Annotated in this window: 15 protein-coding genes and 1 other RNA gene; 4 read left to right on the top strand and 12 right to left on the bottom strand. The window is 72.4% G+C overall.

The window, feature by feature from the left end; genetic code table 11:
• Positions 1–13: 13 nt before the first annotated feature.
• From ACFW3L_RS21575 to ACFW3L_RS21600, 6 genes are all read right to left on the bottom strand, one after another.
• On the bottom strand, positions 14–1,003 hold the full coding sequence (locus ACFW3L_RS21575; protein WP_378743237.1) for a DUF3068 domain-containing protein: 990 nt from the start codon (positions 1,001–1,003) through the stop codon (positions 14–16).
• Positions 1,000–5,445 (bottom strand): alpha-(1->3)-arabinofuranosyltransferase, encoded by a 4,446-nt coding sequence (locus ACFW3L_RS21580; RefSeq protein WP_378743239.1) that lies wholly within the window; start codon positions 5,443–5,445, stop codon positions 1,000–1,002. The genes ACFW3L_RS21575 and ACFW3L_RS21580 overlap by 4 nt, the downstream gene beginning before the upstream one ends.
• Positions 5,442–6,797: a glycosyltransferase family 4 protein gene (locus ACFW3L_RS21585; RefSeq protein ID WP_378743241.1), complete on the bottom strand. Its 1,356-nt coding sequence runs from the start codon at positions 6,795–6,797 to the stop codon at positions 5,442–5,444. The genes ACFW3L_RS21580 and ACFW3L_RS21585 overlap by 4 nt, the downstream gene beginning before the upstream one ends.
• 222 nt (positions 6,798–7,019) lie before the next feature.
• Positions 7,020–7,160, bottom strand: a complete 141-nt coding sequence (locus ACFW3L_RS21590) for a hypothetical protein (RefSeq protein WP_017542507.1) — start codon at positions 7,158–7,160, stop codon at positions 7,020–7,022.
• Entirely contained in the window at positions 7,157–9,049 is a 1,893-nt protein-coding gene (locus tag ACFW3L_RS21595; RefSeq protein ID WP_378743243.1) for a hypothetical protein, read from the bottom strand. Before ACFW3L_RS21595 ends, ACFW3L_RS21590 begins: the two co-directional genes overlap by 4 nt.
• Entirely contained in the window at positions 9,049–10,899 is a 1,851-nt protein-coding gene (locus tag ACFW3L_RS21600; protein WP_378743245.1) for an SGNH/GDSL hydrolase family protein, read from the bottom strand. Before ACFW3L_RS21600 ends, ACFW3L_RS21595 begins: the two co-directional genes overlap by 1 nt.
• A gap of 182 nt (positions 10,900–11,081) precedes the next feature.
• Between ACFW3L_RS21600 and ACFW3L_RS21605 the strand changes: the two genes are divergently transcribed.
• Positions 11,082–12,035 carry a hypothetical protein gene (locus tag ACFW3L_RS21605; RefSeq protein ID WP_378743247.1) on the top strand — a complete coding sequence of 318 codons (954 nt, stop codon included), beginning with the start codon at positions 11,082–11,084 and terminating at the stop codon, positions 12,033–12,035.
• On the opposite strand, the gene ACFW3L_RS21610 is transcribed toward ACFW3L_RS21605, so the two are convergent.
• A complete protein-coding gene (locus ACFW3L_RS21610; protein WP_378743249.1) occupies positions 12,032–12,547 on the bottom strand; it encodes an NADPH-dependent FMN reductase in 516 nt (171 codons plus the stop codon). The two genes, ACFW3L_RS21605 and ACFW3L_RS21610, sit on opposite strands and share 4 nt — an antisense overlap.
• A gap of 624 nt (positions 12,548–13,171) precedes the next feature.
• Here ACFW3L_RS21610 and nagA point away from each other — a divergent pair.
• The 3 genes from nagA (at position 13,172) to ACFW3L_RS21625 (ending at position 15,342) form a co-directional block, all read left to right on the top strand.
• Positions 13,172–14,320: an N-acetylglucosamine-6-phosphate deacetylase gene (gene nagA / locus ACFW3L_RS21615; protein WP_378743251.1), complete on the top strand. Its 1,149-nt coding sequence runs from the start codon at positions 13,172–13,174 to the stop codon at positions 14,318–14,320.
• A gap of 102 nt (positions 14,321–14,422) precedes the next feature.
• Entirely contained in the window at positions 14,423–14,731 is a 309-nt protein-coding gene (locus ACFW3L_RS21620; RefSeq protein ID WP_378743253.1) for a hypothetical protein, read from the top strand.
• A gap of 104 nt (positions 14,732–14,835) precedes the next feature.
• Entirely contained in the window at positions 14,836–15,342 is a 507-nt protein-coding gene (locus ACFW3L_RS21625) for an SRPBCC family protein (protein WP_378743255.1), read from the top strand.
• An 8-nt stretch (positions 15,343–15,350) separates the two neighbouring features.
• Here ACFW3L_RS21625 and ACFW3L_RS21630 read toward each other — a convergent pair whose 3' ends face one another.
• The 5 genes from ACFW3L_RS21630 to smpB all read right to left on the bottom strand — a co-directional run bounded on the left by ACFW3L_RS21630 (position 15,351) and on the right by smpB (position 20,009).
• Complete coding sequence (locus ACFW3L_RS21630; protein ID WP_378743257.1) at positions 15,351–16,076, bottom strand: DUF2812 domain-containing protein; 726 nt, start codon at positions 16,074–16,076, stop codon at positions 15,351–15,353.
• The gene (locus tag ACFW3L_RS21635) at positions 16,073–16,405 is read right to left on the bottom strand and encodes a PadR family transcriptional regulator (RefSeq protein ID WP_378743259.1); all 333 of its coding nucleotides are present in this window, start codon (positions 16,403–16,405) and stop codon (positions 16,073–16,075) included. Before ACFW3L_RS21635 ends, ACFW3L_RS21630 begins: the two co-directional genes overlap by 4 nt.
• 366 nt (positions 16,406–16,771) lie before the next feature.
• Positions 16,772–17,143, bottom strand: a transfer-messenger RNA (tmRNA) gene (gene ssrA, locus ACFW3L_RS21640).
• A 378-nt stretch (positions 17,144–17,521) separates the two neighbouring features.
• Positions 17,522–19,507 (bottom strand): penicillin-binding transpeptidase domain-containing protein, encoded by a 1,986-nt coding sequence (locus ACFW3L_RS21645; protein ID WP_378743261.1) that lies wholly within the window; start codon positions 19,505–19,507, stop codon positions 17,522–17,524.
• Positions 19,508–19,544: 37 nt separating this feature from the next.
• Positions 19,545–20,009 (bottom strand): SsrA-binding protein SmpB, encoded by a 465-nt coding sequence (gene smpB / locus ACFW3L_RS21650; protein ID WP_378743263.1) that lies wholly within the window; start codon positions 20,007–20,009, stop codon positions 19,545–19,547.
• Between the last annotated feature and the right edge of the window lie 11 nt (positions 20,010–20,020).

Below are 20,020 nucleotides of genomic sequence, written 5' to 3' on the forward strand. Positions count from 1 at the left end.
GTCCCCCGCGCGGTCAGGCGGTTCCGGCGTCCTCCCGCGCACGCTCCCCCGGTTGCTCGGGGGGCCGGGCACGCCAGGCACCGAGCAGCCCGGCCAGGACCGCGACCGCACCGACCGGGCCCAGGGTCCAGGGGGCCCAGAGGTCGAGTCCGCGCAGCAGCAGCGACCGCACCCGGGCCTGCTCGGCGTACCCGGAGACCTGTCCCTCCGCCAGCGCCAGCTCGGCGTCGAGCAGTTCCACCTCGCCCGAGCCGTTCTGCGGGCGCAGGGTCTCGGACCTGCTCTCCTCCAGGTTCACCAGGATGCCGGTGGTCGGCTCGACCCAGAAGGTCCGCTCCGCCGTGAGCCACCGGTTCACGCTGACCGTGCCCTCGGCGTCTGGGTCGAACAACGCGGCCGGTACGTCCCGCGCGGAGTCGGGGACCTGGGTGGCGTCCACGGTCTGTGTGTAGCGGCGCACCGCCACCCCGGCGACCTCGTCGTCCTCCTCGAACACGACCGAGGGCGCCGAGCGCACCTCGGCGTCGTAGAAGGAGTGGTCCCCTTCGGGCGCCCCCGGCGGCCAGTACAGGACCAGCCCGGCCTGGCGCACCGCGCGGTCTCCGTCGACGTGCTCACCGCAGCAGTTCACGGCCCGGCCGGTCTCCCGGTCCACGATCACCCGACGGCTCCAGTGGTCGAGCACCCGCTCCGAGGAGGTGGTGTTCACCGTCATCTCCCAGGCCGACCAGTCGGCGCCGTGCGCGGAGGCCTCCACCCGGGTGTCCCGTTCGAGGTCGACCCCCTCCGCCAGGGTCCAGGTCGCGGTGTCCAGGAAACGGGCGTCGTCGTCGACCATGCGCAGGCCGAGGGAGGCGTCGGCCGGGTGCGGGGCGACCCGGTCGTGCACGTACAGCGGCAGGAGCAGGGCCAGGGTCAGCAGGAACGCACCGGCCGCCACCAGGACCGTGCCCCGGGGCAGGCTCCGTCCAGGCTCCTGGGCCGTCCGCGTCGGGATCCTCACCCGCGCACCTCCTCGACGTCGTGACCGGCCTCGGGCAGGCGTACGGTTCCGTGGCTCGGCCCGGATCCGTTCTCGGACGGTGCGGTCTCCCGGCGCTCGCCGTCGGCGTCGGCCGTGGCCCCCTCGGCGCCCTCCTCCGGGGTGCCCGAGGGGGGATCGTGCTCGGCTCCGCGCTGTCCCAGTGCGAGGACGAGACGGGCCATCGCGGGCAGGCACAGGACCTGCGGTACCCAGCCGCGCAGCGCCGTGCCGAGGGTCTCGGTGATGTCGTGGAAGGGCATGTTCACCACGAGGTGGGTCCCCGAGGCCATGGCCAGTCCGGCTAGGGCCAACGACACCGTGACCACCCACGGACCCGCCAGGTGGGGCAGGGCCCGGCCGCCCAGGGACGGTCGCCCGGGCTTCGCGTGGCGCAGTCGCCTGGGGGCCCGACGGGCCAGCCACCACAGGGTCAGCAGGATCACGCCGACCGCGGCCGCACCGGCCCAGCCCGCGATCCACACCCCGTAGGCCAGGCCCAGCGGCAGCACCACGCGCCGGGGCAGCCATCCGGGACCGGTGCCGGGCAGGGCGCGCGCACCGCGCGGGGGCTCGGCCGTGAGCCGCCTCCCGCCCGGCAGCCAGCGGCGCGGCCACAGCGCCAGCACGACGAGAAGGGCGGCCAGGGCCCCGCCCGCCACCAGCACACGGTGGTACACGGCGTCGGGGGTGTAGGTGAGGGTGACGGTGCCCGAGCTCGCCTCGGGAAGCACCCAGGCCTGTTTCCAGCCCTCCAGCCGCACCGGTTCGAGCGGACCGTCGCCGCCGTCGATCCGGGCCTCCCAGCCCTCGTTGAAGTTCTCGTTGACCACCAGGAGGCTGTCCTCGTCGACGTCCACGTCGAAGCGGCGCTCCCCCGGCCCCCAGGAGTGCACGGTGTCGACCTCGGCCATGCGGACCTCGGGCGTCCCTCCGGCGGTGCCGGGGCCGTCTCCGGTCCCGACGAGTGCCGAGCGCACCTGGTAGCGGTTGCCCGGGTCGACCACGATCCGGTTCTCGCCCTCGGTGAGGTCGAGGTCGGTGCACGTCTCGTAGCGCAACGGACGTCCGGTGAGCTGGTCCGCGAGGGTGCCGTCGCTGATCCTCGTCTCCACGCGCCGGTCGTTGACGCGCAGGGTCGGGCCCAGACCGCAGGTGGTGGACGCGTCGCCTTCGGGGAGCGGGTCCACGGCGGGGACCCCGGGGAGGTCGACCGTGCCGATCTCCAGGGCCTGCCCCTCGGGGCGCTCGAAGGTCACCCGGAGGGACGAGGCGGTCAGTTCCGCGAAGTCGACGCGACCGCTGCCGTCCAGCCATCCCTCACGGACGGTGCCGCCTCCCTCCACGGTGACGCGGATCGGCCGCATCACGCTGTCGGCGCGGGGAAACTCGACCCTCATGTGGTCGATCGAGGTCGGCTCGCCCAGCTCGACGTCGAGCCAGGGGGCCTTCTCCTCCGGGTCGGGGTACCAGACGGTGGTCTCGTCGTCGTCGAGCGCGCCCCGGCCCATGGCGGCGGGGTGGCCGACGGCCGTGGAGGAGCCGGTCACCCGGGGGTACCCGTCGGCGCGGTTGGCGGCGTTCTCCGCCTCCCGGGGGTCGGTGAGCACCACTTCGCCGGAGATGGAGTGCGGTCCGGCCGCGGCCTCCTCGGAGAGTTCGAAGGTGCGGTCGAGCCTGCTGGAGTCCTCACCGCTCACCTCCAGGCGCGGGTTGCACACCCACACGTGCGACCCCTCCATGCAGCCGGGGGCGGTGCCCGTCGACCCGGTGAAGAGGTGGGATCCGGCGTCGGCGGGCCCGGGCACCCGCAGGGTGCGGGTGGCCTCCAGACCGGGCAGGGAGATCATGGAGATCCCGACCCGGGTGCCGAAGCGGTACTCCGGTTCCCAGGCCAGTTCGTCGATCCGCACCCGCAGCGTGGTGGTGGGTCCCGGCGGGGCGGCCAGCTCCTGGGGCTCGTCGGTGGCGGCCACGGCCGCCTCGGTGCGCCCCTCGTCGGTGACGAGGGTGACCCGCGAGGGCGGCGGCTCTCCGGACAGCTGCTCGAAGGCCACGCTCAGACCGCTGAGGTCCCGGGGCTCCTCGAACTCGACCTCGATCCACTGGCCGATGGCTCCCGCGAACGCGCTGGAGCGCCAGGCGGTGCCGAGGTCGGCGTCCAGGGCCGCGTGGGGGGCGTGCCCCGGGTCGCGGTCGCTGGCCCGGGACTCCACCCCGGCCTCGGAGCTCGACGCGGTCACCCCGGCCACGCCCAGGTCCTCGGCGTGGGAGACGTACTCCTCCCAGGCGGGGTCCATGATGTCGGGCGCGGGGACGTCGCGCTCCAGCTCCTGGTCCTCGGTCAGGGTGGCGGAGACGTTGCGGCGCACGTCGGAGTAGACGACCTCGCGGCGCCGGACGGTGTCGGTGACGATCGTGTCCTCGGCGGCGACGGCGTCCGCGCCGGGGTCGTCCCCGATCAGGATCGGGCGGTCGTCGTTGACCATGCCCTGCTCGGCCAGGTGGAGGACGGACTCCGGGCCGCCGGTGACCCTGAGCGCGTCGCCCGAAGGCACGGTGCCGACCGTGGGCGCGGCGTCCTCCACCTCGTAGACGGTGAGGGACGGGTACGGCTGGTCGAACCACTGGGAGGCGGACGAGTGGTCGACCGAGCCGATCACCGGCCCGAACTCGGCGGCCTCACTGATGCCCGGGGAGTTCTGGAGCGACTGGTGGACACGGGCGGGCCAGCCGCCGTTGTTTCCCACCCGCTGGAGGTCGTTGCGGACGATCAGGTGGGTGACGCCCAGCCGGGCGAAGGTGTCCGCGAGCCCCTCGGACCCCCGCCCCGAGGAGACCCGCTGGTCGATCTCGTGGTTGATCCGCGAGATGCCGGAGGAGCCCCACGGGATGATCTGGTGGTTGGTCCAGGCACCGGAGAGCAGCGGCTGCACGGGTTCGTCGAGCGGGCGGCCCCACTCGTACTCACCGCGCGCGGACCCGGGCAGCGCCATGGTCATGCCGCGCTCGTCGCCCCGGTCCTCCAGCCACTCCACGGCCTCGTACCAGTAGTCCGGGATCTCCTCGAACCCGCCTTTGGGGGCGATGCCGACGGTCGCGATGGGGGCGAGCGTGACGAGGAAGACGGCGGCGCTGGCCCCGGCCACGGTCCTGCGGACCCGGGCGACGGCCCCGGGGTCGCCGACGCCACGACGATCGGCCCAGTCGCGGGCGACCACGACCGGCAGGTGGGCGAGGCCCAGGACGATCGGCAGGCGGATGAGCGCGTCGAACTTGTGGACGTTGCGGAAGGGCGCGAGGGCGCCGTCGAACAGCTCGCGCATGGTCGGAGCGAAGGGGCCGGTGAGGGCACCGGTGTACCCGGCGACGACGATCGCGGTGCCCACCAGCAGGCAGCTGATGAGGAAGAGGCGTTCGGGCGTGCGCCGGTTGATCAGCCCCGCCAGGCCCAGCCCGGCGACCAGCGCGGTGACCGCGACCAGCCAGGGGGTCAGGGAGAGCTCCGCGCCCGAGGGCAGGGCGGTGTTGCCCATGTCGGGCAGGAAGCCCATCCAGTTGGAGGTGCCGCGCAGGGCGTTGAACAGGGACGTGATCCCCGTGGTGACGGCGGCGTCCTCCGTGTAGGGCATGAACGAGTACACGTACCGCGACATGATGAGCAGCGGGACTATGTACCAGAACGACGCGAGGACGAGCGCGCCCGACCACCACAGGATCAGCCGCCACTTGCGCGGCCCGCCCGCCCGGGTCAGCAGGTAGAGGCCGGGGACGACCAGGACCGCCAGTTCGGAGGCGGCGTTGGTGCCGCCGCACAGGAGGAAGGCCAGCCCGGAGAGCAGCGCCATGCGCGCGGGCGGGTAGCCGTGCCGGGCGCCCAGGACGAGCGGCAGCAGGATCCACGGCATGAGCAGCATGGGCTGGAGCTCGGCCGAGTTGTACGAGAGCAGGGTGAGCACGCGCGGGGCGAGCGCGTAGGCCACACCGGCGATGATGCGGGTGTTGACGGTGCCCAGGCCCAGGGCCTCCGCGACCTTGTACACCCCCACGAACGCGGCGATGAGCAGCACGGCCATCCACAGGCGCTGGATGAGCCACTCGGGCATGCCGAGCACGTCGAACAGCAGGTGGAAGGGGCCGTTGGGGAAGAAGTACCCGTAGGCCTGGTTCTGGAGCTGGCCGAAGTACGCGGCGTCCCACAGGTGCAGGGCGCGCTCCATGAACCCCAGGGGGTTGACCGTCAGGTCGATCTTGGTGTCGCTGACGATCCTGCCGGGGTCGATGCTCGCAGCCAGTGCTCCCAGGAGCAGACACACCGCGAGGACCTTGAGCCGCGCCAGCAGCCGCTCGTCCACTCCGCCCGGGGCGGTCGGTGTTCTGGAATCCTCCGGTTCGCGCCTGGCGGTGGATTCCGCCGAAGTCACATCTTCGCTTTCTTGCCTGCTGTGGGGTCGGGGGTGCCGGGGGCGGTGCGGGCGGGGGCGTCCAGACCGAGTTCGGCGGCGACCAGGCGGGTCATGCGGGCCCCGCTGGCCTCCCAGGTGAACCGGGACGCCCAGGCGCGGCAGGCCCGCCGCACCTCCTCGGAGCGCCGGGGGTCGGACAGTTCCGCCAGGGCACGGGAGACGACGTCCTGGAGGGTCTGGCCCTCGCGGACGAGCCATCCGGTCTCGCCGTCGCGGACCGAATCGCGAAGTCCGTCCACATCGTAGGCCACGGTGGGCACGCCGAGCCGTGCGGCCTCGATGACGGTGAGGCCCCACCCCTCGAACTCGGAGGCGGTCACGTGCAGGTGGCAGGAGGCCAGGACGGTGTCCTTGTCCTCCTCGGAGAGGAATCCGTGCAGGTCCACGCGCTCCTGGAGGCCGTCCCGCGCCACCTGCGTCGCGAGGTGTTCGCCCTCGGGCCCCCTGCCGATGATGTGGACGCGCAGGCCGGGGTGGGCGCCGTCGAGCGCGCGCACGAGGTCGACGACGCGGGAGACCCGCTTCTGCACGACGAGGCGGCCCAGGCTGACGAGCGCGGGGGCGGTGTCGGCGGTGAGCGGGGGCGGGGCGGTGTCCGTTCCGGGCGGGGCCGCGGGCAGGCCGCCGTTGTGGACGATCTCGATGGGCGCCCGCCAGCCGAGCTTGTCGCGCATGGCGGCGCGGGAGGACTCGGAGACGGTGACGGTGGTGCAGTTCCGGTAGACGCGGGAGGCCACGGCCGACTCCAGGAACCGCCCCAGCCAGGCCAGCGGCGCCGGGAAGTAGGCGTTGAACTGGAGGTCGTGGACGTGGTGGACCACGCTGACCACCCTGGTGCGGCGGCGCAGGACCAGCCGGGAGAAGAACGGGACGCCGTTCATGCAGTCGAAGGCGAGGTGGTACTCGCGTCTCCACAGGGCGAGCCAGGCCATGACGCGCGGGTAGACGGTGAACCGGCCGCCCATGCGACGGATAACGATGCCGTCCTTGGTCTCGACCCGGGCCTGGTGGGGTTCGCGGCTGGTCAGGAAGGTGACGATGGCGCCGCGTTCGGCCAGGTGGCGGCTGATCCGCCAGGCGTACTCCTCGGCGCCGCCGGCGGTGGACTGCCAGGGGTCGCGCCAGTTGATCATGACGATCCGGACGCCGTCGAGGCGGGGGCCGGGGTCGGTCCCGGGGTCGTCGGGTTCGACCCGCGCGGAGGTCGTGGCGGACTCGGGGGCCACGGCCGGGGAGGGAACGGTGGCCTGGGCGGGGGTGACCGTGGGGAGGTCGGGCTCCACCCGGGCTGGGACCTTCTGGAAGACCACACGCTCTCCTTCCGCGCGGTGCCCGGCGGACCCTGGCGCGCACTCGGAGAACACGCGTGCGCACGCTGGGCGAGCACTCGGGGGAAGCGTCGAGCGCACGCCGAAGGGGCCCGTCGACCGGGCGTCATTGGGGATGGTCGGTCACGAGGGGTGCGACCGTGGGGGCGGGGCGGGCGCCCCACTGGCGGCGGGGCGCCCGCCTGCCTCGGCAAGTACGGACGTCTAGCGGTCGCCGTAGTTGTAGAGGGTTTCGTTCACCGGTTCCGCGGTCGCCGTGGACTCGGTGGCGAGGTTGGTGGCCACCACGGTGGCACCCCCCGCCAGAGCCGCGCCGATCACGCAGGCGGCGATTACCTTGATCACTTGGGGATCTCCTTCCGCGCGCCCCGCTCCGTTCTTGGTTGGGGACGCTGGAACCCGAGACTAGAACCTGATCTAGCCATAGACCAGATGATTGCCCCAACTGTAACTAACCCACTGGTAACTTCCAACCCCGATCGCGGGTCTTTGTCCGCATTGATGTGCTGGTCATCCACTTCCAGAAGAGCCAGATCGGCACCTTCGACCACCGGGGAAAGGAACTCCGCCCCAGACCAGAACCGGTTCTCGACCGGCGCCGAGACGACCACGAAGCGGACCCCGAGGGCACCGAGGAGCTCCGCCAGGGCGTCGGGATCGGAGCGCCACCGCTCCCCGGGCAGGCCGGTCGCGGGATCGGGTTCGAGCAGGCGCGCGACCTCCCGGGCTCGGGCGTCCTCGCCGGTCACCACGACCCGGCCCCCGTCGGCCGTGCCGACGCTGAGGTCGTCATTCCAGATCGTGCGGCGGTCGAACAGCTTCGTCGCCGGGTCGAGCACGACCACGGGCGTACCCGACCACTCCGGTCCCCGGTAGGCGCTCCAGGGCAGGACCAGCACCGCCCCCGGGCGGTCGTCGGCCGCCACCACCTCCTGGGCCGCCACCCACTCCCTCGGATACTCCACCGGTGTCAGCCGTCCCCCGGCCCCCCACAGCAGTCCTGGCAACACCACCACGGGCGCCAGCACCACCAGTACCGCCGTCACCACCCGCCACAACGGGACCGGGGAGCCCCCGGGGCGTTCCCCCTCCCCGGTGGCCCCCGCTCGATCCCGGCCCGCCCCCTCATGGGCGGGCAGGACACGCAGCAGCCACAGCACCACGGCGCCCGCTCCCAGCGCCTGCACCAGGGAGAGCGGCGCCAGGTACAGCTGGCCGTCACGGAGCGGACCGAACCCGGGCCACAGTCCGATCAGCGCGGCCAGGAACTCCCGGCCCGGAGCGGAGACCCCGAGGAGCGCGATCCCGAACCCGACCGCCGCCGACACCGACAGCCCGACCCCCACCACCGGGCGGGCCCGCCACAGCCACCAGACCCAGCCCGCCAGGGAGAGCGCGCACACCAGCGCCCGGGCCGTGGCGGTCACCGGTTCGCCGTAGCCGGGCGGCACCGCCCCCGCGTTCCACACCCCGCCCAGCAGGAGCAGCGACCCCACCGTGCCGAAGGGCGTGTCCGAGCGCGCCGCGAAGGCCTCCACCCCCGCGGGGTCCGTCGCGGCGCCGCTGGTCAGGGACGGCAGCAGCCACGGCAGCGACACCAGGACCAGAGCCAGGGCGAACAGGCCCGCGTTCCGCAGACGGCGCGGGCCGACCAGAGCCTGGGGACCGGCGGTGAGCGCGCTCAGCACCACCGAGGAGAACCCCCCGACGGCCGCCGGGACCAGTGCGCGGACCACCCCGGCCAGCCCCGTCCGGTCCGACGCCAACCGCACCACCGCCCACAGGACCCACGGCAGACCCGCGTACCCCAGGAGCACCGCCCACTGCCCCAGCAGCAGCCGCTCCGCCACGAACGGGTTCCACACGTACAGGACACCGGCGGCCCCGGCGCCCAGCACGCGCCCGCCACCGGCGGACGCCCCGGGCGCCAGGCGGACCAGGAGCCGGAAGGCGCCCGCGCCCCCGACCATGAACACCGCCAGCAGGGCCAGCGTCTGCACCGCGTCCCCGGGAAGCACGAGGGAGAGGGCGGCGACCACAGCGTCGCTCGGGATCGCCCTCGGGAAGCCGTCCGCGCCCGCCAGCACCGTGGGCAGCGAGAGTCCGGGGACGAAGAGCATGTCGTACCGGAGCACGTACCCCGGGCCGAGGGCGGGCCCCAGCGCGAGCGCCCCGGCGAGCAGGCCCACCAGCCAGGGCAGCGCTCCGACCGCCACACGCGCAGCGGTCCGCATCAGTGCTCCGAGAGGACGACGCTGCCGGAGTAGCCGCCCTCCACGTGGTCCCGGTGGCTGCGGACCACGATCTCGTGGGGACCGGACACCGACGCCGCCCAGCGCGGCCTCTCACCGACGGAGCCGAGGGAGCGCCAGCCGTCGCCGGATCCGGGACCCCGCCCGTCGAGGGGAGCGCAGGACTCGCGGGGTGCGGGGGCCGCCGGGACGGAGGGTTCGGGGGCGGGTTCGGGGTCGACACGGGGCGGTTCCGGGCGCAGGGTGGGGGTCGGGCCCGGCTCCTCGACCCCCGGTTCCGTGCCGCCGGGGACCTCCTGGTCGTCGGTGGCCGGGTTCCCCGGACGGGGGCCGGTCAGGTCGCGCGGGGTGGTGAACACGCGGCGGTCACCGGTGGCGGCCCGCCGGTCCGGAACGCACTCCAGCTGCCGGAGCCACACCTCGTAGTGCCCGGCCTCGGCCACGTCCTCCCACGTCACGAGGGACCCGCCGTCGTGCACGCGGACCCAGGAGGGTGCGGGCGGGGGGTCGTCGTCCCACACCAGCTGGAGGGGTTCGGACTCGGTGCCCTCGTCGCGGCCCTTGAGCGGACGCACGACGAACTCGTACCGGGCACCGCTGAAGAGCGATCCGACCAACACGAACCGGTCGTCATCGGCGCTCTCGACGTCGGCGGGGATCACCCCGGCGTCGTCGGGGTCCGGTTCCACCCGGCGCTGCACCACGCGGTAGTCGGTGGCCCCCGGCACGTTCTTCCAGCTCAGCAGCAGCCCGTCGTCGGTCTCCTCGTACTCGGGCTCGGGCGCGGTCAGCGGACCGGCGGAGAGCTCGGGCAGGGGGCGCGGGAACCCGTCCCCCACACCCAACGGCGCGGCCAGCGCGTCCGCGAAGGCGGCGGCGATCTTGAGTTCCCCGCGCACGTTGGGGTGGGTGGCGTCCCAGTTGTCGAAGGCCGGCGCGTACTCCCTGGCGACCTGCGCGACGACCACGGGCGAGGTGGCCGAGGTGAGCTGACCGGCGAGGTCGACCAGCCCCATGTTGAAGCGGGCGATCTCGTCGTTGATCCGGCGGTCGTCGTCGGTGCCGTCCACGTCGGGGAGCTCGCCCACCACGAAGCGGGCGTCGTCCAGCACCACGCGCACCGTGGAGACGGTCTCCGCGACGCCGTCGAGTGCCTGGTCCGCCCCGCCCCCGGCGAGGATGTCCTCGGTCCCGGCGAGCAGCAACAGGTACTGGGGGTCGTGCTCCGCGGCGACCTGCGCGATGTCGGAGGACAGCTCCCGCGCGGTGGCGCCCCAGCGCGCCGCGTGGTCGGTGTCGAAGTCGGGTTCGGCGTAGTTGAGGTCGCCGGGTTCCTCGGAGTCGAGGGAGTACATGTCGTCGCTGGGGCCGACGAAGTCGAACTCCACGTCCTGCTGGGACAGGTGGGACCACAGGTGGTAGCGCCAGGTGTGGTCCCCGCTGCTCCCCTGGGTGGCGGCGTCGCCCACCATCATGATCCGCAGTTCGCCGTCGGGCGGTCCGGGCACCGGAACGGGGGCGTCGTCGGCGGCGTCCCGCCCCCCGTCGAGCCCGCCCGAACCGGTCTGGAGGAGCAGCATGGTGACGGCCATGGCCGAGAGCATGACGCCGAGCAGGCCGAGCGGGCCCGGCTCGAACCGGGAGCCGGGGCGGCGCCAGACCACGAGGTCGCGCCAGTCGCGGTCACGCCAGTAGTCGGCGGTCAGCCGGTACGGAAGGCGCCACGACCAGCGGTTCCGACCGGCCTGGGCGGGGGCGTCGTCGTCGGCGCGGGGCGCCCGTCCGTCGGGGTCGCGCTGCTCGGGGATGGCGTCCTCGCCCGGGTCCTGCACCGTGCCCCATCTCTCGCCGCCGCGATAGCTACAGGTTCCTGTTCAGCACCGGAGCGACGACCCCCCTCGTCAGCCCACCAGGGGGTAGTCACTCGCCAGACAAGACTAGAACTGGTTATATGGATGCCGTCAACCTTCTGGCCCAGCCTGGTCCAGCGGCACCGAGCCGAAAGGCCCCCACCGTGATCGGACTCCTGGTCGCGCTGCTCTCCGCGCTGGTCTACACGATCGGCCTGACCGTGGAACAGCGGGCGCTGCACGGCTCCGAGTCGATCTCGATCAACCGGCCCCTCCACCTCGCCAGGGTACTGCTGGGTAACCCGAGGTGGGTGTTCGGATGCGTCTTCGCCGCCCTGGGCAGCGTGGGCCTGATCGTCTCCCTGGGTCTGGCCCCCGTGTCCGTGGCCCAACCCGCCTTCGCCGCCGGTGTGGCCACCACCCTGCTGATCGTCACCCTGGTCGGGGGCGAGCGGATCACCCGGGGCGAGTACGTGGCGCTCGGCGTCATGCCGGTCGCCCTCGGCCTGCTCAGCCTGTCGACCGTGGACGGGGCCGAGACCGGGACCACGGCGAACACCCCGCTGCTGGTGGCCGTCAGCGTGGTCACCGTCGTGGCGTGCGTGGCCGTGATGGGGTTCGTGGGCGGCCGGGGCCGGTACGTGTCGGCGGCCGCCATGGGCGCCGCGGCCGGGCTCGCGCAGGGCAGTGCCGGGCTCCAGGGCAAGGGGCTGGGCGGTCTGCTGGCCGACAACGGCTTCCTGTCCGCGATCGTGCCCGCCCTGCTCTCACCCTTCCCCTACCTGTACGCGCTGGGCTGGGCGGTGGGGATCGTGCTCTTCCAGACCTCGCTCCAGCGCTCCCGGGCCTCCATCACGGCGCCGGTGTCGAACGTGGTCGGCAACGTCTTCGTGGTCGTGGTCGGCACGCTGCTCTTCGGTGAGCAGCTGCCCGAGGACCCGCTCACGCTGGCGCTGCGGGTCGGCGGGTTCGCGCTGACCCTGGTCGTGGTGGTCCTGGTCCGGGGCAACGTGGCCCAGGCCGAGGCCGACACCAGCCGGCTGCGCGGCGAACCGACCCCCACCGGGACACGGGATCCGGGCGGGGCCGACCCCACCCGGACCACGGACGTTCGCTAGGCGGCGACGGAGACGGCCTGGCGCAGGCCGGGAGCGGCCACGTCGGCCCAGGCGCGCACGACGCTCTCGGGGCTGTGGGTCTCGTCCGAGGCCAGGATGAGGCCCGGCTCGGCCACCCAGGCGCCCAGGTCGGCCAGGAGGATGCGCAGGTCCTCCTCGATCCCGTGGCTGTTGCGCAGGTCGTCGACGACCGCCAGCGGCACCGCGACGGTGTGGCCCAGGCCGAGTTCGGGCAGTCGGTCCAGGAAGACCTTGAGCAGCCCCGTGTAGGTGCCGTGGACCTGGGGCGAGGCCACCAGGAGCACGTCGCTCCGGCTCACCCTCTCCAGGGCCTCGGTCACCGAGTCGGCGGACTCGGCCAGCAGGTCCTGGCCGAGCGCGGCCAGGTCGATGACCTCGGGAGTCGAGGTGACCCCGGCGCGGGTGGCGACCTCGGCGGCGGCGCGCAGCGCGGCGGTGTGCACGGAGGAGTGGGTCTGGGGAGCGGCGACTAGCACAGTGAAGCGAGTCATGGCGGAGAACTCCTGGGTTCGGTCAGAGCGAGCCGGATCGACCGGAAGGAACGCGGGGGGCGGTGATCGGAAGACACCGGAGGGGAACCGCTGTTCCTCGTGGACCTCGACCGAGTGGGACCTCGTCGTCCGGGACTCGTGTGCGGTGGTCCAGTCGGGGGTGCTCACACGGACCGGGAGAGATGGTCCGGGACCCAGGTGGGAGTCATGAGCGTCCGGTGTCTGCGTAAGGGCACGGGGGCACGGGTCAGAACCGTGGCGGGGCGGGGCCCCGCGGGGCGCTAGCTACGACAGAGCGCGCTCGCCTGCTGTCGAAGATCGACATGCAGGCGCTGGACAAGCAGCTCACCGGCGGACATGTCTCCATCATGAGGCGCGGCGGCCGCTATCGTCAATGCGTGCCGCCACCCCTCCTTGGGGGTGTCGGGCTCCGCGTGGGCCGGTCCACCTCGCGGACAACCGTCCCAGGGAGCGGGATCACCCTGCTCCGCTGGGGATACGCGACGGCCCGGAGGGGGCGCACGACCACCGGCGAACCGCGCGTTCACGGAAATGTAACTTACGACACACGAACCGACACCCCGCCCCACGGCGGTACCCCCCAGAGACAGGGAAGGCCCAGACATGGCCCAGACACCCCTCACCCTCACCGGCGCGCGCGTCATCACGGCCGACCGCACCCACGACGGCTGGATCCGGATCGAGAACGGTCGAGTCGCCGAGCTCGGCACGGGCGACCCCGGCCCGGGAGAACGGCACGACGTCGGCGGACGACTGGTCGCGCCCGGACTGGTCGACACGCACGTCCACGGCGGGGCGGGGCACGCGTTCCCCGAGGCCGACCCGGAGGGCGTGCGGGAGATCGTCGCCTTCAACCGCCGGTCCGGGGTGACCTCCCTGGTCGGCGGGCTGGTCGCGGCCACACCCGAGAACACGCTGCGCCAGGTCTCCGCGCTGGCCGACCTGTGCGAGGAGGGCGAGCTGGCCGGAATCTACCTGGAGGGGCCCTTCATCGCGCGCTCCAAGTGCGGGGCGCACGACCCCGAGCTGCTGCGCGACCCCGACACCAAGGAGTTCGACGCGTGGGTCGAGGCGGGCCGCGGCCACGTCCGCATGATCACGGTGGCGCCCGAACTGCCGGGCGCACTCGACCTGATCGGTGCCGCGCGCTCCTCCGACGTGGTCGCGGCGGTGGGTCACACCGAGGCCAGCTACGAGCAGACCCTCGCCGCGATCGACGCGGGGGCCACCGTGGCCACGCACGTCTACAACGCGATGCGGCCGTTGAACCACCGCGACCCGGGGCCCATCGCCGCGGTCCTGGGCGACGAGCGGGTGACGGTGGAGCTGATCCTGGACAACGTGCACGTCCACCCGGGCGCGGCCGGGCTGGTGTTCGACGCGGCCGGGGCCGAGCGCGTCTCGCTGGTGACCGACGCGATGTCCGCGACCGGTCTGGGCGACGGCGAGTACACCCTGGGCGACCTGCGGGTCCGGGTCGAGGACGGCGAGGCCCGCCTGGTGGAGAACGGGGCGATCGCCTCCAGCACCATCGTCCTCCCCCAGGCGGTCCGCAACGCGACGGCCCTGGGCGTGCCCGCGGCGGACGCGATCCGGTCGGCCTCCTCCGTCCCCGCCGCCGCCCTGGGCCTGGCCGACACGGGCCGGATCGAGGTCGGGGGCCACGCCGACCTCCTCGTCCTGGACGACGACCTCACGGTCTCCTCGGTGATGTACCGTGGCGGCTGGATTTCGGACACTTCGGTGTTCTAACGGCGTGTCGTGAGCACGGTACGGATGAGTAACTTGACCCTGAGCGACAATTGCGGACAGGGCGTCGAGGAAAGCACCGTGCCTGACACGAAAGGAACCACCATGGCTCAGTCGAGACAGGCCAACGACCAGCAGCCGACCCGCGTGCCCTCCGAGGAACGCGAACACCTCGGCAAGCTCGCAGGCGAGCTGACCCGCTACGAGGTCCAGGCGGAGGTGATGGACGAACCCGACCTGTGCCTGCGGGTGCGCAACCCCGTCTCGGTCTACGCGGTCGAGGACGTGATCTGCGAACGCCGCGAGCACGACTTCGCGTTCATCGCCTCGTTCGGGGTCCACCTGGGCAACAGCGGCAGTGTGTCGCTGACCGCCCACAAGGTGGCGTGGCTCGTCGGGGCCACCAAGGAGTAGGCGACGACCGACGGGGGCGATGCCGACGGGTACCGCCCCCGTCAGGCGTTTTCCGAGGGCTTGGTACCTTCGCCAGAGGTGACCCCGGACGCAAAGGACCTCCCGTGACCGCCTTCCGCTACGGGCTCGACCCCGTCGACGAGACCTTCTTCGAGACCGCGCCCATGCGCTGGCGGGTGGGCCTCGAACTCGCGGCCTCGCCCGACGAGGTCTGGGCGGGCCTCACCTCGGCCCGGCCGCTGTCCTGGTGCCGGGCCCTGCCCGAGGTGCTCCACACCTCCGAGGCGCCCTACGGCGTGGGCACCACCCGCGAGGCCAGCGTGCTCGGCACCTACCGGATCCGGGAGGAGTTCTTCCGCTGGGACGAGGCCGGACGGCGCAAGTCGTTCCACGCCACCGAGGCCACCCTCCCCGTGTTCAGCGCCTTCGCGGAGGACTACCACGTGCTGCCCTTCGACGTCGGCAGCAAGCTCGTGTGGTCGTTCGCCTTCGCCCCGTGGAAGGGCCTGGACAGCGCGGTCCAACTGGGGAAGCCCCTCACGGAGACCCTGCTCGCCTCCCTCGTGCGGGACACCCGAAACCACTTCGGTTCACTGACCGAAGTCCGCTGACCGCGCGGTCAGCGGTTCCTGATCCTCGCCAGCAGCTTGAAGGCGAGCCAGACCACGACGAGCATGGCCGCCAGACCCACCGCGCCGCCCACCACCGCGCCCAGCAGGGTCGCCACCCGGTCGGCGGCGTCGCCCTCCCACAGGGTCCTTCCCAGGCTGACCAGCGAGACCACCAGCACCGCCAGGAAGAACACGGTCACGGCCACGCCCGGCACGCCCCAGAAGAAGCGCCTCCCCGTGGGTTCGGGGCGCTCCTCCAGCACCGCCTCCGGCCCGACCACGGCCGCCCGAGCCCGCTTGAAGTAGGCGTGGGTCAGGTAGTGCCCGCACGGCTCCCAGCCCTCCGGGGCCAGGCGCCGCGCCATCCGCTCCCGCTCGCCACGGCCCAGCGCCGACTCCTGCCGGTACTCCCAGGCCTGCGGGGGCTCGTCCCGGTGGCTCACGAACCGGCCCTGACGGTCCAGCCGGACGATCTCCCAGCCCTGGGCGCCCAGCTCGTTCATCCGCCCCTGGGCCACGAAGGAGTCCGCGCCCCACACCAGGGCCTCGGGCCCGGCCTCGGCGTCCTCTCCCGCGAGGTCGTCCGCGAACTCCGCGACGGGACCGAACTCCTCCTCCGGCTCCACACCGCTCTCGGCGACGAAGGCCGCGAGGTCGTCCACCGTCTCCCGGGTCCGCTCCTCGGTGACGCCACGGGCCCGCAGCAGGGTCTCCAGTTCGTCCATGTAGCTCATCCGATGCCGCCCTTCCTCAGTACCTCACGCACCGATGCGTCGAACTCCAGCCACGCGGCGCCCTGTTCGGCCAGGACCGCGCGGCCCTGGTCGGTCAGGTGGTAGTAGCGCCGCCCCGGCCCCTTCTCCGCCGCACGGAACTCCGCGACGACGAGGCCCGCCTCCTCCAGCCGGTTCAGCACCGGATACAGGGTCCCGCCCTTGATCCGGCCGAACCCGGCCTCGTCCAGCCGGGCCGCCAGGGCGTAGCCGTAGCTCTCGCCCTCCGTGAGCCCGGCCAGGACCAGCAGGTCCAGGACCCCCTTCAACCAGCTCGATCGACGGTCCATCCGTTCTCCTTCACTGGCGTGGGGGCGCCCGGACCGGTGCGCCGTCGGTTGATCTACCTAGACCGTAGAGCAATCTAGTTAGGATAACAACCTATGTAGTCATACGGACTCCAGGGCGGAAGCGGGCTCCACGACGGGCACTCTCGGGCCGCACACCCCCAGGGCGCACACAGGCACCTTCCGCACCACCCCGGACACGACGACGCGCCCCACAGGGAGGAGGCCGGAGGCCCCCACACCACGGGGCGCGTTGGGCGCGAGCGCCAGCGAGTGCACATCGGGGGGTCCGGGGGGTCGTCCCCCCGAAGAAACGACGAAGGCGACCCCGCGAGCGCGTTCACGCGCGAGCAGGGTCGCCTTCGAGACAAGTGGAGGTGGCGGGAATCGAACCCGCGTCCTTCAGCATCGAGCCAGGGCTTCTCCGGGTGCAGTCTGTAGTGTCGTTCTACTCGGCCCCAGCGCTTGTACAGACACATCGCTGACGGGCCCAGCCACGAAAATGTCCCGCTCAGGCCCCGTGGCCTGATCTGAGCGGTGAGTCATCTGAATGGTGCCGGATCCCGAGCCGATGACGAGCCCGGGCCGACAGAGTCGCTATCGCTTAGGCAGCGAGAGCGAACTCAGTGCGCTTGGAATTGGCACTTGAATTTACGCGAATGCAGGATTAACGAGGTCACAAACACAACCCTCGACCCGCTTCCCCTGGAACGGCTACCAAAGTCGAAACCGATCACCCCCTGTGAAGTTGTCAAGACCACCTGTCACCCGAGGGTTCCGGGCGGCCGACAAGCGAGTGAACGAGCACTCGCGTGATCGTCACTCTACCTGTTGAACGGTGTGGGAACCAAGCTGATTCCCCGCGACGGCGGGGGATTGCCCCGGGCAGGGAGAAACCCCCGTGAGGCGGACTCCAGAGCGGTCCACGCGGCTCACGGGGGCGGTCGGCCTGGGTGGGGCCGCCCTGGAAAGGCGACAGGGCCTCCCCCGAGACGAGGTCCTGCCTCTCACACTGGTCCGCTCCCCCTGGCGCGACACCAGTCACACGGAAAGACGCCGCCGGAGCACCCGTGGGTTGCTCCGGCGGCGTCCTGAATCCGTGTTCTCACCGGCCGTTTCTCACTGGCCGGCGAGGTCGGCTCCCGCCTCGCCCTCGACGCCGAGGCCCTCCGGCGGCGCGGACTCCTCGCCGGGAAGCCCCTCGGCCCCGGGAACGCCCTCGCTCCCGGGGACGGCACCGGTGGCCAGACCGTTGAGGAAGCTGGTCGCGGAGGTGACGGCGTACTGCTGGTACTGGCTCATCTGCGGGTCGATCTCGGCGAGCACCGCGAAGGCGACGTCCCCCTGGTAGCCCACGAACCAGTGCAGCGCGGTACCGTCCTGCTCGGCGCGGGCCGCCTGACCGTACACCTGCTCCTCACCGACGTTCACCTCGGGGATCCGGAGGGTGACCGCGTCGCGCAGCCCCTCCCGCACCACCTCCAGATGGGCCTCGTCCAGCTCGTTGGCGTTGGCCGGGCTGGGCCCCTCCTCCCGGACGAGGGTCGGGCCGTGCCAGGAACCGTCCGCGACGGCCCCGGCGGCCAGGGCCATGGAGAGCGGGCTGACCTGGACCCCGTGGTCACCGATCATGGCCGACGCCAGTTCCGCGTCGCCGTCCGCGATGTCCACGGTGCCCGGGGAGGCGGGCAGCGGCAGCTGCCAGTCGGCACCCAGACCGAGCCGCGCGGACACCTCGGTGAGCGTGTCGGCGCCGACCTCGGGCGCGATGTCGACGAAGCCGACGGTGCACATGTAGGTCATGTTGCGGACCAGTGTGGGGTTCTCCGCGAGGAAGCCGTTGCTGGGGTTGGTGAACACCTGGTCCCCCACCTCGGACTGGTACCCGCACGGCATGGCGCTGTCCGCCGTGGCGGCGCCGGACTCCAGGGCCGCCAGGGCCGACACCATGGTGAAGGTGCCGCCGGGGGCGTAGGAGCCGGTGAAGGCGGCGTCGTCAGCCGTGCTGCCGGAGGCGTTGGCCGCCGCGAGGACCTCGCCGTTGGTGGTGTCCACCGCCACGAGGTAGCCGTCGCCGGGCAGCGCCTCCAGCGCGTTCTCGGCGGCGTGCTGGGTGGCCAGGTCCAGGGTGGTCTCGACGCCGCCGCTGAGCACGCCCTCCCAGGACTCCAGGACGTCGGTCTGGTCGCCGTTCTCGCCCAGGCTGACCACCTGCGTGGTGGCGGTGCCGGCCAGCTCCTGCTGGAAGATGTTCTGGAGGCCGCTCAGGCCCACGGTGTCGCCCGCCTGGTAGGCGCCCGCGACACGGGAGGAGACGCGGTGCTCCGACGTGCCCGCGACCTCTCCGAGGACGGACGGGGCCACGGTCGGGGACAGGTTGACCTCGACCTCCTGGGTGTCGACGCCGGTGATGCTCCGGGCCTCGTTCAGGAGGGCGTCGTCCGCGTCGCGCATGAGCACCAGCGGCTGGAACTGCTCGGGCGGGGCGGAGCGCACGCGGTTGAGCAGCGGGTCGGGGTCCTCGTCGAGGAGCTCCGCGAGCTCGGTGACGCCCGCCTCCTTGTCCTCCATGTCGGCGGGCAGCACGCCGAAGGCGGTGACGCTGTCGGCGGAGACCAGGGGTTCGCCGGACCGGTCGAGGATCTGGCCCCGGTCCTTGATCTCGTAGCTGACGGCGAGGCGCTCGCCCTCGGAGAGGTCGGGGTGGATGACGCTGGGGGACCAGTCGATGACCCAGCCGGTGGGGCCGTTGGTCAGCGACATCCGCCCGGTGTAGTTCCACACCGGGTCACCGATGCCGAGGTCCGCGGTGGCACCGAACTCGGCGCTCGCGGACCCGCCCTCCGTGGAGATCCGGCCGAGGTCGAACCGGATGGAGGCGAGGTCGAGCTGGTCGTGGACGTCGGTCAGCGCCCGCTCGACCTCCTCCGGGTCACCGGTGGTGTAGCGGGCGGCCTCGGCGTGGTTCCCGTCCTGCCAGGCGAGCAGGAAGGACCTGACTGCCACCTCGGGACTGGGGTGGGTCGTGCACGCCGCGAGACTCAGGGCGACGATCAGGCCACTGCTGGCGGCCGCGATCCTGCGGCCGAGGGGACGGGGGGACACCTTGTGTGTTCCTTTCAGGCGCCTCATGTGGGACAGCTCAACGCCGACGGCGAAGCGCGCGCTCCATGTCACGCTTGGCTTCGCGTTCGGCGATGGCATGGCGCTTGTCGTACTCACGCTTACCGCGAGCCAGAGCGATCTCCACCTTGGCCCGCCCGTCACTGAAGTACAGGGAGAGCGGGATCAGCGTGCGCCCGGGCTCCCGGGTCTTGCCGATCAGCCGGGAGATCTGCTCGCGGTGCAGGAGTAGCTTACGTGATCTGCGGGCCGAGTGGTTGGTCCAGGTGCCCTGTGAGTACTCGGGAATGTGCACGGCCTCCAGCCACACCTCACCGTCGTGGATGTGCGCGAAGCCGTCCACCAGGGAGGCGCGTCCCTCTCTCAGGGACTTCACCTCGGTGCCGGTCAGGACCAGCCCCGCCTCGTAGGTCTCGTCGAGGTGGTACTCGTGCCGGGCGCGGCGGTTCTGGGCGATCAGTTTCCGCCCGGTTTCCTTGGCCACGGTTGTCTCCC

Origin of the sequence: Nocardiopsis sp. NPDC058789, assembly GCF_042745575.1 — a bacterium.
GTDB lineage: Bacteria > Actinomycetota > Actinomycetes > Streptosporangiales > Streptosporangiaceae > Nocardiopsis > Nocardiopsis eucommiae.

What these genes read in the sequence shown, in the direction of transcription:
- nagA (WP_378743251.1), top strand. Translation starts at nt 13,172, where the DNA reads ATGGCCCAGACACCCCTCACCCTCACCGGCGCGCGCGTCATCACGGCC.
- ACFW3L_RS21595 (WP_378743243.1), bottom strand. Translation starts at nt 9,049, where the DNA reads ATGCGGACCGCTGCGCGTGTGGCGGTCGGAGCGCTGCCCTGGCTGGTG.
- ACFW3L_RS21610 (WP_378743249.1), bottom strand. Translation starts at nt 12,547, where the DNA reads ATGACTCGCTTCACTGTGCTAGTCGCCGCTCCCCAGACCCACTCCTCC.
- ACFW3L_RS21635 (WP_378743259.1), bottom strand. Translation starts at nt 16,405, where the DNA reads ATGGACCGTCGATCGAGCTGGTTGAAGGGGGTCCTGGACCTGCTGGTC.
- ACFW3L_RS21620 (WP_378743253.1), top strand. Translation starts at nt 14,423, where the DNA reads ATGGCTCAGTCGAGACAGGCCAACGACCAGCAGCCGACCCGCGTGCCC.
- ACFW3L_RS21630 (WP_378743257.1), bottom strand. Translation starts at nt 16,076, where the DNA reads ATGAGCTACATGGACGAACTGGAGACCCTGCTGCGGGCCCGTGGCGTC.